The organism is Micromonospora sp. NPDC051196, assembly GCF_040682415.1.
In the GTDB taxonomy this organism is placed as follows: Bacteria; Actinomycetota; Actinomycetes; order Mycobacteriales; family Micromonosporaceae; genus Micromonospora.
On sequence record NZ_JBFBAY010000009.1, the window covers coordinates 183914 to 197178 of the forward strand.

A 13265-nucleotide genomic window follows, 5' to 3' on the forward strand; every position below is an offset into this window, starting at 1 on the left:
ATCCCAGCCCGCCCGCCCACCGGCAGCCCCTGAAAGGACCGTAATGCCGGTCGGACCGCTTCACCGTCCAGCTCCGACAGTCGGGGCCGGCCGCTCAGGCGGCCAGGGTGGCATAGCGGCCCTGGCGGTTCAGCAGGCTGTGGTGGTCGCCGGCCTCGGCGATCCGGCCGTGGTCGAGCACCACGATCTGATCGGCGTCGCGGACCGTGGAGAGCCGGTGGGCGATGGTGATCGTGGTACGCCCCTCGGCGAGCGCGTCGAACGCCCGTTGGACGGCCCGTTCGGTCTCGGTGTCCAGGGCACTGGTGGCCTCGTCGAGGACCAGGATGCGCGGGTCACGCAGCAGCGTACGAGCGATGGCCAGCCGCTGCTTCTCGCCGCCGGAGAACCGGTGGCCGCGCGAGCCGACCATGGTGTCGTACCCGTCGGGCAGGCCGGTGATGAGGTCGTGGATCTGGGCGGCGCGGGCGGCCTGCTCGATCTCGGTGTCCGACGCATCCGGCCGGGCGTAGCGCAGATTCTCCCGGACCGTGCTGTGTAGCAGGTACGTCTCCTGGCTGACCACGCCGACGATCGCGGCCAGCTCGGTCAGGCGCAGGTCACGCAGGTCGACTCCGTCGATGGTGACCCGGCCCGCGGTCGGGTCGTACAGCCGGCTGATCAGCCCGGCGAGGGTGCTCTTGCCGGAGCCGGTCTCGCCGACGACGGCGAGGCTGGACCCGGCGGGCACGTCGAGGGTGATCCCGGCGAGCGCGGCGGTGTCGTTGCCCGGGTAGGTGAAGGTGACGTCCTCGAAGCGCAACTGCCCGCGTACCCGGGTGGGGTCGAGGCGGACCGGTTCGGCGGGGTCGGCCACGTCGACCGGCAGGTCCAGGTATTCGAAGATCCGGGCGAACAGCGCCAGCGACGCGGCGAGCGAGACACCCACGTTGAGCAGCCCTGTCAGCGGCCGGAACAGACCGCTCTGCAGGGCGGTGAAGGCGACCAGGGTGCCGATGCTCAGCGTGCCGGCGGTGCCGGGCAGGCCGGCGGCGAGGTAGATGACGGCCGGTACGGCGGCGAAGATGACGCTCATCGAGGCCATCCGCCAGCGGCCGGCCAGCTCGCTGCGCAGTTCCAGGTCGACCAGCCGGGCGGAGGAGGCGGTGAACCGGTCGATCAGGGCGGGCCCGGTCCCGAGGGTCTTGGCCAGCTGCACCCCGCTGATCGACAGCCCTTCCTCGACGGTGACGTTGAGGTCGGCGAGTTCACGCTGGCGTCGGGCGGTGATCTCCCGCCGCATCCGGGCGACCCGGCGGGTCAGCCAGATCGCCGGTGGCAGTACGACCAGCGAGACCAGGGAGAGCTGCCAGGAGAGCGCCACCATGGCGACCGCGGTCGCGACCACGGTGGTGAGGTTGGACGCCACGGCGGTGGCGGTGGAGGTGACCACCGACTGCATGCCACCGATGTCGTTGGTGATCCGGGACTGCACCTCCCCGGTGCGGGTTCGGGTGAAGAAGCCCAGTGACTGCCGCTGGAGGTGGCGGAAGACGTCGGTGCGCAGCCGGTGCATGACCTGTTGACCGACCCGGGTGGAGATCCAGGTCTGCACGACGCCGAGGACGGCCGTGACGGCGGCCACCGCGACCATGCCGAGGACCAGCCAGACCAGGAGGGTCACGTCGCCTTCCGGCAGGGCCCGGTCGATCACCGTACGCAGCAGGAAGGGGGTGGCCATCGCGATGATCGAGGAGGCCACGATGATCGCGGTGACGCCGGCCAGCGCGGACCGGTGGGGGGTGAACAGGCGGCCGATGCGGCGCAGCGACACCTCGCGGGCCTGCGCCTTCTCTGCGGCGCTGAGCGTGCGGTGGCCGCGATCGCGGCCGCTGGGGATGGGTTCCAAGGGAACCGCCTTCCGTCGGGAATACTGTTGAGGTTACCTCTCTATGAGGTTGCAACCGTAACTTGTGCTACCGTATTCCGGTGACCGAGCCCACCACCGGCAGCGTCGACGACGAGAGCCTGGCGGAGATCTTCAGGGCGGTGGCCTCGCGGTTGCGCCGCCAGACGCGGGAGGCCCTCGCGCCGTGGGCGGTCACCCCCAGCCAGTCCCGGGCGCTCGGCGTGCTGGCGCGGCTCGGCGAGGCGCGCCCCGGCACGATCGCCGAGCACCTACGCATCGCGCCCCGCTCGGCCACCGAGGTCATCGACGACCTTCAGCAACGTGGGCTCGTCAGGCGTCGCCCCGACCCGGCCGACCGGCGGGCCACCCTGGTCGCGCTCACCGAGCAGGGCCACCGGGTCGGCACCGAGATCCGCGCGGCCCGCCGGGCGGCGGCGGACCGCTTCTTTGGGCACCTCGACGACGCCGACCGGGCCGAGCTGACCCGCATCCTGCGTACCCTGCGGATCTGAATCCTTGACCGTCAGGTCGCGTATTCGAGCAGTCGGTGCAGGAGGGCGACGACCTCGTCGGGGGTGAACGCCATGGCGTTCTCCCCGATGGTGACCTCGAACGAGCACCGGTCGGGGTCCGGCGCCGACCGGGTGCGACCGAACAACTCCACCCCGGTGTCGGCGAGCAGGGCCTCGGCCGCCCAGTCGGCGGTGGCCGGGCCGACGGGCAGGTGCACGTGGAACAGCGGCGTCTGCGGCGGGTTCGGCGCCACCCGGGCCACCCCGTCGGCCGTGATGGCCGCCGCGATCGCCACCGCGTGGTCGCGGTAGGCCGCCAGCCGGGGCAGGTGGGTGTCCAGGCCGTGCAGGGCGGCGAGCGCGACCGGCCAGGCGTCGTAGACGTCGCCACCGAGCCGGCGCCGCCAGATCCGGGCCTCCGCGAGGATGTCGGGCGGCCCGGCGAGCACCGCACCGCCGGTGCCCTGAAGCACCTTGTAGAGCGAGACGTACGCGGTGTCGAACAATCCGGCGATCTCCGCGAACGGTCGGGCGTAGTACGTCTGGGCCTCCCACAGGCGCGCACCGTCGAGGTGGATCGCCGCGCCGCGTTCGCGCATCGCCGAGGTCTGGGCGACCAGGTCGTCCCACTCCGGCAGCAGGCCGCCGATGTCGCGCTGCGGAAGTTCCCAGACCACCGCCGCCAGCGGCTCGCCGACGGCGGCCAGGTCGGCCAGGCGCATCAGGCGGTGCCGGTCGCCGACCGGGTGGCAACGCAACCCGTGCACGACGGCGTACCCCCGATGTTCCCAGACCTCCAGGTGGCCCTGCGGGTGGGCGGCGAACGCCCGGCGCCCCCGGCGGTCGGCGTGGATGCGTAGGGCTACCTGCTGCGCCATCGTCCCGGACGGGAAGAACAGCGCCTCCTGCTTGCCGAGCAGTGCGGCGATCCGCCGCTCCAGGACGGCCACCGGCCCGTCCGGCCCGTTGGGTGGTGTGTCGGCGTCGACCTGCTCCAGCATGCCCCGCAACATCTCCTGCGGTCGGCGATGGAGTGCGGAGTGCAGGAACAAAGACCGTCGTACGGCCCGGGCCGGTGCGGGCACCTGGTGCTGGCCGGAGTTCTGCGACGGAGGGGGTTCGGGGCTCATGCCGAGCAGCCTAGCTTGTTGCCAATCTTTGGCAACAAGCGTGATCATGTGTGGGGGTCTCGGCGCGAACGAGCGGGTCCGCCACCGGTGTACCGGCGGCGGACCCGTGGGTCGTACGTGGTGGGCCAGAAACTCAGAAGGCGAGGGCCTTCTTTCCGCCGACCACCGGCAGGCGCAGCTCGCTGTGCTTGGGCGCGACCCGCAACTCGGTGCCGCCCAACGGCAGCAGGGTGTAGGCCTGGTCGGTGGAGAAGATCACCACGCCGATCCGGTGACCCGCCGGGAAGACGTAGTCCTTCGGCTCCAGGGTCCACTTCAGGTCGTACAGCTTGCCCTGCTTCAGCGGCTCGCTGCGCGACGCGCTCTTGCGGTTCTGCGGGTCCAGCCATCCGCGCGTCACCACGGTCGGTGCGGCGGTCGAGCCGGCCGGCCCGTAGTTGACCAGGTACGCGGTCAGGTTCGCGTCCGGCTTGTTCTCGATCGCCATCCGCAGCCGCATCTCCGCGCGCCCGGAGATCCGTACCTCCTGGGTCAGCTCCGGGGTGCGGTAGACCAACCGGTTCGGGCTGGCCACGTCCGGCGCGGCGACCAGCGCGTTCGGCGACAGGGTCCGGCCGTTGTCGACGAAGCTCTGCTCGACGGTGGCGTCCTTGGGACGCTTGCCGGCGATCAGCGTGCCCGGGCTCGTCGCGTCGGTCGCGCCGAGCGCCAGCTTGACCTCACGGGTGGCCGGGTCCGGCCAGTTGGCGTACGTGGTGTTGACCCGGTTCTCGCGCTGCACCACGGCGGTGGGCTCGTCCATGATGCCGTTGGGCACGTTCCACAGCCAGAAGTCGAACCAGCGGTTCTCGGTCTGCTTGTACGTCCACGTCCGACCGTCGGGCAGGGTCACCGCGGCGGTGTTGCCCGGCGAGCTGTGTCCACCCTGGTGCAGCCAGAGCTTGCGCGGCACGTCGTGCTTGGTGAGCTCGTCCCACCAGCCGGCGAACTGCTCGGTACGCACGTTCCAGTCGTTGAGGCCGTGCACCACGAAGACGCTCGCCTTGACCTTCTTGGCGTCGAGGTAGTCGCGGTCGGCCCAGAACTTCGAGTAGTCACCGGTGACCCGGTCCTGCTCCTCGGTCAGCTTCGCCATCTCGTCGGCGCAGTGGCCCTCGGAGCGGGCCCGACCGGCGGTGTACTTGGCCAGGATGTCGGCGTCCTCACCCTGGTAGCCGCCAGGCGCGACGACCAGGCCGTTGGCCCGGTAGTAGTCGTACCAGCTGCTGATCGCCGCGACCGGCACGATGGTCTTGAGACCCTTGACCCCGGTGGTGGCGACCTGGTTGGGCAGGGTGCCGTTGTAGGAGGCGCCGGTCATGCCGACCGCGCCGGTGCTCCAGCCGGCGGTGACCGGCGCGCCGCTGGCGTCGTACCCCTTCGCCCGACCGTTGAGCCAGTCGATGACCGCCTTGGTGCCGAGCGTCTCGGCCTGGTCGCCACTGGTCGAGCAGCCGTCCGAGTCGCCGGTGCCGACGCTCTGGCCGAGCACCACCGCGTACCCGCGCGGCACGTAGTAGTCGTCCAGCTGGCCGGGCAGGTTGGGCTTGGTCACCGCACCCTGGACCTCGACGTCGGCGGCCAGCGACGCGGACCGGTGGGTCAGCCCGTTCTGCGGCAGCTCGTCCACCAGCACGCTGTGGTACGGCACGCTGCCCCAGGTGCCCTTGCGGTACGGGCTGTGCTCGAAGATGACCGGCACCTTGAAGCCTTCGGTGGCGGTCTCCCGAGGACGGGAGATGTCGATGGCCACCCGGTCACGGCGGCCGTCGCCGTCGGTGTCCACCGGAGTCTCGACGTACACCCGCTCCTCGATCGCGTCGGCGAGCGAGAAGACCGGCTGGGTCATGCCGTCACTGACCACGATGCCAGTGGTGGTGGAGGGCGTGGGTTTCGCGGCGACCGGGCTGGCGCTGAGCACCAGCGCACCGGTCACACCCACGCCCACCAGGGCTAGATGGGGGGTTCGTCGCACGTGTGTTGTCCCTTCGCTCGGCTGTTGGCCGAAGTCAACCAGGGGTGAGGGTTGATGATCCACATGCTAGACCTCGTCACCCCGTCGGCGGCACCCCCGCACAGCCCGCTGACCGGCGGTAAGTCCGAAAGGGACGGTGTCGCGGCGATCGTTCCACCCGACGTCGGCGCCCTCGCCGTACGCTCAGATCGGCGTGGACTGGCCGACCGACTCGGGTGCGCCGAGCGCCGCAGCGAGCCGGGGGAGCAGCGCATCGTCCGCAACGGAACCGAGCGCGAAGACGAAGCGGTCCGGCCGCAGGACCACCGCCGTGCTCCGGTGCCGGCGCAGCCAGGAGATGAGCACACCGTCGACGTCGACGACGTGCAGCTGCGCACCGTCGGGCTCGGCGGACGGCGGGGCCGTCGATCCGGTGCCGGCCGGATGCACCACGACGGTGCGCACCGGTAGCCCCGACGATCCCGGCCCCTCGGCCGGCACAGCGGTGGCCAGCAGCGCGAAGCCGGCACCAAGCACCTCGTCCAGCAGGACCGGAGTGGTCGATCCGAGCAGGGTGACCCGTGGCTGCGGGAACATCGTGCCCACCGCACCGTACCGTCGCCCGCCGGCGAACAGACCACAGTCGTACGCCGGCAGCGGCTTGAACTCGAAGCGCCGCACGAACCGGCGGACCCGGGGCACGGTCTGCGCGGCCCGCAGCGCGGTGTCCCGCAGCCAGGCCGCGCGACGGCTGCGGGCCAGGAAGACCCGCCCGAGCCGGACGCTGGTGTCCGCCATCGCCGCCGTGTGCGGGCGCCGTTCGGTCTCGTACGTGTCCAGCAGTGCCGCGTCGGCGTCGCCGTCGAGCACCAGGGCGAGCTTCCAGGTCAGGTTCGCCGCGTCTCGTAGCCCGCTGCACAGCCCCTGCCCGAGGAACGGGGGCATCTGGTGGGCGGCGTCGCCCAACAGGAACACCCGACGCTCCCGCCAGCGCTGCGCGATGAGATGGTGGAACGTGTAGATCACCGCCCGGGTGACGGTGAACCGCGCCGGATCGACGTACGGCTCGACCAACTCGGCGAGGCGTTCCGGGCGAGTCATGTCGGCCTCGGTCTCGCCCGGCTGGAGCATGAACTCGGCCCGGTAGCTGCCCCGCGCACCGGGGGAGACGAACGCCGGCCGCCGCCAGTCGCAGACGAAGGTGGTGTGCGGCGTGCGGATCGCCTCCGGCGGCACGTCACCGGATACGGCCAACCACGGTTCGGCGTAACTCGCCCCGGCCAGCGGGATGTGCACGGCCGCGCGGGTGGTGCTGCGGGCCCCGTCGCAACCCAGTACGTACCGGGCCTGCACCGGGTACGACTGCCCGGTGGCCACGTCGCGCAGCACCAGGTGCACCCGGTCGTCGTCCTGGTACAGGCTGACCAGTTCGGTGCCCAGCCGCAGCTCGACGTGGTCGAACCGGTCCAGCCCGCCCCGCAGGACGTGCTCCAGTCGAGGTTGGTCGAAGAAGTTCAGCGGCGCGTGCCCGAATCCGAAGTCGACCTGCGAGAAGTCGATGGTGGCGAAGGTACGCCCGGCGGCGTTGACGTAGTCGGCCCGCGTCGGCTGGTGCAGGTCGTCGCCGATCCGGTCGACCAGGCCGACCTGTTGGTAGATCCGCAACGCCTCGTCGTCGCAGGAGAACGCCCGGGGCTGACCGTGCGGCGTCGTGCTGCGCTCCACGACCAGTGTGCTCACCCCGCGCAGGCCGAGCAGGTTCGCGGTCAACGCGCCGACCGGACCGCAACCGACCACCACGACGTCGACCTCTACGGCTGCCGGCTGAGCGGGCTTCATGACTGTTCCTCCCACAGGACCGCCCGGGTACCCGGGCTCGGATCTGACGGTGGTCAGCACAACAGCCGGGTGTGGAGGGCGCGTGGAGATGGCGTGGAGAAGATCAGGAACCGGCTGTGGAGCAGCCGGTGAGTGGCTCTGGGAATCGGGCGAGTAGCAGGCCGGCGCCCTGGTCGGCGGCGAGCCGGGCGCCGGTCGCCAGGGCGGCCGGGTCGTCGCGGGCGAGACCGCGCACCCGGTGCAGTTCGGCGGCGAGCACCGTCTCACCGAGCCGGTCCACCACAACCAGGCCCTCCTCCGCCAGCGCCGCCGCGGTGTCGCGGTCACCCGCAGCCAGGTACGCCTCGGCCATCGCGCTGAAGGTGACGGTGCGGGTGGCGCGCAGCCCGGGACGGTAGATGCCCTCCGCCGCGGCGCGCATCGCCGCCAGCCGCTCGGGTGCGCCGTCCCGGGCGGCGGCCCACTCCAGGAAGAAGCCGCCGGTGGTCACGAAGTGCGGCATGCCGTTCGTCGCACCGATCTCCTGGCACCGGGTGGCGGCGGCACGCACCGTCGGCACGTCCCGCTCCTGAAGCCCCGTCCAGGCCGCGAACAACGCGGCATTGGCCCGGCCGTACGGGTCGTCCAGCTGCTCCGCGAGCAGTTCGGCGGCCCGGATGTCCCGTCGGGCGGCGACCCGGTCACCGCGCAGTGACCTGGCCAGGGCCCGGAAGTTGTAGGCAGCCAGCACCGGCAGGCGACCCACCTGCCGGCCGAGCAGCTGCGGGTCCAGTGTCCGGAGCCGGTCGATCGCGGCGGTGAGCCGTTCGTCGGCCCCGCCCAGCCGCCCGGTGAAATAGTCGACCACACCGAGCAGGTACTCGCCGGCCGCGACGGTCAGGTCCATACCGTCGGTGTCGGTGTCGGTGTCGGTGTCGGTGTCGGCGGCGTCGGCCCGGACCAGCCGCTCGGCCAACTCGACGCAGCCGGCGAAATCGGCCTGATTGGCGGCCAGCTCACCCAGGGCCCACAACGCCGGCCGCACGTCGGTGTGTGGTTCCACCAGCCCGAGTAGTTCGCGGGCCCGGGCGCAGACCTGGTCGACGGCGTCGGCACCGACGCCCACCGTCATCTGGAGCAGCGCGGCCCGATGCAGCTGCACGTCGAGCTCGGTGCGGGCCGCCGTGGAACCGGCGGCCCTGGCCAGCCGGTGTGCCGCCCGCCCCAGATGACCGAGCGCGTCCTCGTAGGCGAACCGCCGGGTGGCGTCGTCGGCGGCGGCCAGCGACCACTTCAGATGCTCCGCCTCGTGACCGAGCCCGACCGCCTGCCCGTAGTGGCGCGCCAACTCGGCCGGGCCGACGGCACCGGACCGCTCGTAGGCGTCGGCCAGCCGGGCGTGCAGGACGGCCCGCCGGGGCGGGGTCAACTCGGCGTAGGCGACCTCGGCGAAGAGCGGATGACGGAACCGCACCCCGCCCGGATCGGCCTCGGTCACCAACTCGGCGGTGTAGGCCGCGCTCAGTGCCTCGGCGACGGTCTCCGCCGGCATCCGAAGGACCTCGGCCATCGTGGTCGCGTCCAGATCGTTGCCGGCCACGCCGAGCAGCGCCAGACAGTCGCGGGCCGGTGCGGGCAGCCCGCCGAGGCGCAGCCGGACGGTGTCCCGGATGCTCGGCGGCAGGTCCGTACCGGCCGGATCGGCTGGGGCCCGCAGTAGTTCGGTGATGAAGAACGGGTTGCCGCCGGTCCGGTTGACCAGCCGCGCCAGCATCGGCTCGGAAGGTGGTGCGCCGGTGCGCTGACGCACCAGATCGGCCACCGCGTCGGCGGGCAGCCCGGCCAGCCGCAGTTGACCGAAGCCCGGCCCGCGGGCCAGTTCCGCCACCGTCGCCACCAGCGTCGCGTCGTGTTCGTACGGCCGCAGCGTGGCCAGGACCAGGGCACGGGTGCCGGCCAGCGCCGGGACGAGGAACCGCAGCAGCAGCAACGAGTCCGGGTCGGCGGCATGCAGGTCGTCCAGGACGACGAGCAGACCGGTCGGCTCGGCCGCCGCGCGTACCAGTTCCGCCACCGCCTCGTACGCCTGGAACCGGGCCGCCGGATCGGGGGTCGCCTCGCCCGGCGAGTCGGGTGCCGGCCCGACGGCGAACCCGTCGAGCCCGCGTACCGATCCGCTGGTCCCGACCTGCGGCATGGCCGTGAGGGCCCGCACCACCTGCCGCCACAGCCAGAACGGTGGCGCCTGCCCGAGATCGGGACAGTGCCCCCACACCACCGCCACGCCCTCGGCCTGCGCGACGGCGCTGACCGTCGCGGCCAGGCTGGTCTTGCCGATGCCCGGTTCGCCGACCAGAACGGCGCTGCGGCCGTGCTCACCGGTCGCCGCGGTCAGCGCCGTCACCAGCCGGGTCAGCTCCGCACCCCGACCCACCAGCGGTCCCGTCGGGTCACCCGGCACCACCGGCACGAGGTGTGGACCGGCAGCGGCCTGTCCCGGCAGGACGAGCGGATCGGTCACGACCGGCGCGACCGCCTGGTCCAGGATCAGCGCGTGCAACTCACGCAGCTGCACGCCCGGATCGATGCCGTACTCGTCGACCAGGATCCGGCGTCCCTCGTCGTACGCGGCCAGCGCCTCGGTCTGCCGGCCGGACCGGTACAACGCCAGCATCAACTGGGCGCGGGCGGCTTCGCGTACCGGATGGTCGGCCACGAACTGGCGCAGCTCGGCGAGAACCGCTGTGTGCCGGCCGGCGGCGACTGCCGCAGTGAACCGTCCCTCCTCGGCGATCAGTCTCAGCTCGGTCAGCCGGGCCGCCTCGGGGCGTACCACGGCCAACTCGCCGACCCCGGTCATCGGCTCGCCCCGCCAGAGCCGCAGCGCTTCGGCGTAGTCGCGTTCGGCGGCCGCCGGTTCCCCGGCGCTCAGCCGGTCGGCCGCCCGCTCCACCAGTCGCCGGAACCGGATCGCGTCGATGTCGTCGGGGTCGACCCGCAGCTGGTAACCCTTCGGCTGGCTACGCAGGATGCGGGCCGCCTCGCGGGGCGAGCGGTGCGGCTCCACGGCCCGGCGCAGCCCCGCCACGTACGTGCGCAGGGTGATATCGGCACTGGGCGGCGGTCGGCCGTCCCACAGGGCGTCGACTAGCCAGTCGGTGGCGACGAACCGGTTCGGCCGAAGCAGCAGCAGCACCAGCAACGCTCGCTGCTTGGGCCCGCCGAGCGGCACCACCTGCCCGTCCCGGACCACCTCCGGTGGCCCCAGCACCCGGAACTGCACTCCACCACCATTTTCGGCCCGACCTGGCCCGGCCGAGTATGCCAGCCCTGGCTTCAGGCCCGGCAGCTGAAGCCCGACGCCCTGAGGGGACTCCGGCCTGCCGCCGTGCTCATGCTCTGTTGGTCAGCCCATGGTCTTGGCGCCGTCGATGGCCTCGCGGATGATGAGCGTGCGCGGCACGCCCGGCGTTGCCGCGTCCGTTCACCGCGTCTAGCTGGCGCTCGCCAGGGCCGCGCGCATCCGGTTGATCTCGACGTTCTGCTCCACGATCACGCTGCTGGCCATCTCGTTGATGAGGGGCTCGCTGCCGAGCACGAGCGCCTCGTCAGCCATCTTGATCGCACCCTCGTGGTGTTCGGTCATCATGGCGACGAACATCCGGTCGAACTCGGCGCCGCGAGCGGCGGTGAGACGGTTCAGCGCCTCCGCCGACTGCATGCCGGACATCGTGTGCCGGTGGTCGCCGCCGGAGTTGCGGTCCAGACCGCGCTCGGCCAGCCAGGTCTCCAAGAACTTGATTTCGGGCTCCTGGGCCGCCAGCATGCGCGCCGCGATGCGCTTGAGCTGCTCGTTCTCACCTCGGTCGGGGACCAGTCGGGCCATCACCAAGGCCTGCTCGTGGTGCGGGATCATCATGGTGACGAAGCGGATGTCCGCGTTGTTGTGCGGCTGGCGCGGCAGGGCCGACACCTCGTTTGCCGGGGCCGTCCGTGCCTCTTCGCCGGGGCGGCCGGGCATCAACACCGGCGCGGTGGAGTCCGGCAGGCCGGGCAACTCGATGGCTTGCGTCGGGCTCGCCGTCGCCGCCGGCTCCGTGTCGTCCTCGGGCAACCAGAGCAGCACCGCGGCCACGCTGACCAGAACCGCCAGCACGGCCAGTTCGATCAGCACGACCGCCCGCGACTGGCGGAAAACCTTGCTTATCCGTACGCCTAGCACGACTTGCCTCCCGCCGTGGGACCCGAGGTTGGCCGGGATCGTAACGCGACCTGCGGATATGACAGCAGGGGTTGGGGACGTGGAAAAGGCGTCATTAGTCGTTCCTGCGGTTGTTCGTGCTCCTGGTGTTGCCTAATCGTGATCATGGTGTCGGGTCTACTGTGGTCCAAATCACAAAAATTCCTGGTGGTCCAGGTTATCGTCCCGCTACCCCCGATTCACCCACGACGAAGGGTGTACCTACATGTCCCAACCAACATCACGTGGAAGGCGCAGGCTCTTCCTCGGCCTGGCCGCCACCGGTGCGCTCCTGTTCAGCACCGTTGCGGCGGCGCCGGCGAGCGCGGCCGCCAACGTGATCCCGGGCGTTGACGAGATCGTCAGCAGCCCCAACCTCACCCAGATCGCCAACCTGCCGAAGTTCGGCGGCCTCGCCGCCGAATCGTCGTACAACAGCGACCTGGCGTTCCAGGGCGACCACGTGTTCGCCGGCAACTACAACGGGTTCAACGTCTTCGACGTCAGCAACCCGGCCTCGCCGCAGGTGGTCAGCCAGGTCATCTGCCCCGGTGGACAGGGCGACCCGTCGGTCTTCGGCAACCTGCTGTTCTTCGCGGTCGACTCGGCGCGCAGCGACGACTCGTGCAACAGCAGCGCCGGCTCGGTGGCCAACCCGGACCACTGGGAGGGCGTCCGGATCTTCGACGTCAGCGACAAGGCGAACCCGCAGTACATCAAGTCGGTCCGCACCGACTGCGGTTCGCACACGCTGACGCTGGTCCCCGGCAAGGACAAGGTCGTCGGCAAGGGCAAGAAGGCCAAGACGGTCAAGGCGACGGACCTCTACGTCTACGTCCAGTCGTACAGCCCGTCGGCGACCGCGGCGTACTGCAAGACGCCGCACGACAAGATCTCGATCATCAAGGTCCCGCTGGCGAACCCGACCAGCGCGGCCGTGGTCTCCACTCCGGTGCTCTTCCCGGACGGCGGCGGCGCCCGCACCAGCGGTTGCCACGACATCACCGCCTACCCGGAGCTGGACCTCGCGGCCGGCGCCTGCATGGGTGACGGTGTGCTGATGGACATCTCCGACCGGGAGAACCCGGTGGTGCTGAGCCAGGTCCAGGACACGAACTTCGCGTTCTGGCACTCGGCCACGTTCAACAACGCCGGCACCAAGGTGCTGTTCACCGACGAGCTCGGTGGCGGCAGCGGCGCGATCTGCACGCCCAGCTACCGGGACAACCAGGGCGCGAACGCGATCTACGACATCGTCGGCTCCGGGGCCAACCGCCAGCTGGTCTTCAAGAGCTACTTCAAGATCCCGCGGGAGAACAGCACTCGGGAGAACTGCGTTGCCCACAACGGCTCGCTGATCCCGGCGATGGGCCGCGACATCATGGTCCAGGCGTGGTACCAGGGCGGCATCTCGGTGATCGACTTCACCGACTCCGCCAACCCGTTCGAGATCGCCTACTGGGAGCGGGGTCCGCTGTCGGACACCCGGTCCATCCTCGGTGGATCCTGGTCGGCGTACTGGCACAACGGCTACATCTACTCGAACGACATCCAAAAGGGCTTCGACGTCCTCAAGCTGGACGACCCGCGTACCAACAACGCGCGGGCGATCGCCTTCGAGGAGCTGAACGTCCAGACCCAGCCCAGCTACCCGGCCTGCACGAAGATCCTGACCGGTAAGCAG

Annotated in this window: 7 protein-coding genes and 1 pseudogene; 2 read left to right on the top strand and 6 right to left on the bottom strand. The window is 71.1% G+C overall.

Annotation, left to right across the window (positions count from 1 at the left end; genetic code table 11):
- Window positions 1–94: 94 nt before the first annotated feature.
- Window positions 95–1888, bottom strand: coding sequence for an ABC transporter ATP-binding protein (locus tag AB0M35_RS18955; RefSeq protein ID WP_363746852.1), 1794 nt, complete (start codon window positions 1886–1888; stop codon window positions 95–97).
- 80 nt (window positions 1889–1968) lie between these two features.
- Between AB0M35_RS18955 and AB0M35_RS18960 the strand changes: the two genes are divergently transcribed.
- Complete coding sequence (locus tag AB0M35_RS18960) at window positions 1969–2400, top strand: MarR family winged helix-turn-helix transcriptional regulator (protein ID WP_363746853.1); 432 nt, start codon at window positions 1969–1971, stop codon at window positions 2398–2400.
- A gap of 11 nt (window positions 2401–2411) precedes the next feature.
- Here the strand turns inward: AB0M35_RS18960 and AB0M35_RS18965 are convergent, their stop codons facing one another.
- The 5 genes from AB0M35_RS18965 to AB0M35_RS18985 all read right to left on the bottom strand — a co-directional run bounded on the left by AB0M35_RS18965 (window position 2412) and on the right by AB0M35_RS18985 (window position 11563).
- Entirely contained in the window at window positions 2412–3530 is a 1119-nt protein-coding gene (locus AB0M35_RS18965; RefSeq protein ID WP_363746854.1) for a beta-eliminating lyase-related protein, read from the bottom strand.
- A 133-nt stretch (window positions 3531–3663) separates the two neighbouring features.
- Complete coding sequence (locus AB0M35_RS18970; protein WP_363746855.1) at window positions 3664–5544, bottom strand: Xaa-Pro dipeptidyl-peptidase; 1881 nt, start codon at window positions 5542–5544, stop codon at window positions 3664–3666.
- A gap of 183 nt (window positions 5545–5727) precedes the next feature.
- A complete protein-coding gene (locus tag AB0M35_RS18975; RefSeq protein ID WP_363746856.1) occupies window positions 5728–7362 on the bottom strand; it encodes a bifunctional 3-(3-hydroxy-phenyl)propionate/3-hydroxycinnamic acid hydroxylase in 1635 nt (544 codons plus the stop codon).
- Window positions 7363–7465: 103 nt separating this feature from the next.
- Window positions 7466–10624 carry a BTAD domain-containing putative transcriptional regulator gene (locus AB0M35_RS18980; RefSeq protein ID WP_363746857.1) on the bottom strand — a complete coding sequence of 1053 codons (3159 nt, stop codon included), beginning with the start codon at window positions 10622–10624 and terminating at the stop codon, window positions 7466–7468.
- Between the two features lie 210 nt (window positions 10625–10834).
- A complete protein-coding gene (locus AB0M35_RS18985) occupies window positions 10835–11563 on the bottom strand; it encodes a DUF305 domain-containing protein (RefSeq protein ID WP_363746858.1) in 729 nt (242 codons plus the stop codon).
- A 244-nt stretch (window positions 11564–11807) separates the two neighbouring features.
- Here AB0M35_RS18985 and AB0M35_RS18990 point away from each other — a divergent pair.
- Window positions 11808–13223: pseudogene (locus AB0M35_RS18990) on the top strand (hypothetical protein); the annotation flags it as partial.
- Window positions 13224–13265 lie beyond the last annotated feature (42 nt).